Consider the following 858-nt stretch of genomic DNA (forward strand, 5'->3'; position numbering starts at 1 on the left):
CTGGTCGCAACCAACATCTTGGGCCAAAACACCCCGGCCATCGCGGCCACCGAGGGCCAGTACGCCGAGATGTGGGCCCAGGACGCGGCCGCGATGTATGGCTACGCGGGTTCCTCGGCGGCCGCGACGCAGCTGGCCCCGTTCACCGCGCCACCGACGACCACCGTTAGCAGTGGGGAAACCAACCAGGCCGCCGCGGTGACCGCCGCGACTCAGTCGTCTGCGAGCTCGAATGTGGAATCCGCGCTGTCCCAGGCTGTCTCGCAGGCTCCGACCGCGACGCAAAGTGCCGCTGCGAACGCGGCGGGGACGTCGTCGACCGGGGTCTCGCTCGGTCTTGGGGAGGCCACCGGTGGTCTGAAGAGTTTCAACAATTTCCTCAACGTCCTTACCGGGCCCTACTCGCCGATCGGGATCGGGACCGCGGGGAAGGGTTTTTATCAGCTCGCGCTCAATGTCCGCGGGATGGGCACCAACCTGCAAAGCATCGGTGGCACACTGCATCCCAAGGGTCTCCATGGGGTGCTGGCGCCGTTGCTGCACAGCGATCTGTTGACGGGCTCCACCTCGTTTCAGGCGCCGAGTGCGGGAACGGTTTCGGCGGCGGTGGGCCGCGCCGGTGTGGTGGGGTCGTTGTCGGTGCCGGCGAATTGGGCTTCGGCCGCGCCGGCGATCAGGACCCTGGCCGCCGAGTTGCCCGAGACGATGCTGGACGGCGCACCGGCGATGACCGTCAATCCCGGGCAGGGTTTGTTCGGGCCCACCGCCCTGTCGAGCCTGGCCGGGCGCGCGGTCGGGGGCGGCGCCACCCGCGCGGTGGCCGGGCCGGCGGTCCGGGTGCCCGGGGCGGTGGCCGTC

The 858-nt window shown here is 70.0% G+C and carries 1 protein-coding gene; it reads left to right on the forward strand.

Going from position 1 to position 858, the window contains the following annotated elements:
- On the forward strand, positions 1–858 hold an 858-nt coding region (locus tag JF781_RS28000; RefSeq protein ID WP_225341361.1), incomplete at both ends, for a PPE domain-containing protein.

This window comes from Mycobacterium sp. WUMAC-067 (genome assembly GCF_020217485.1).
Classification (GTDB): Bacteria; Actinomycetota; Actinomycetes; order Mycobacteriales; family Mycobacteriaceae; genus Mycobacterium.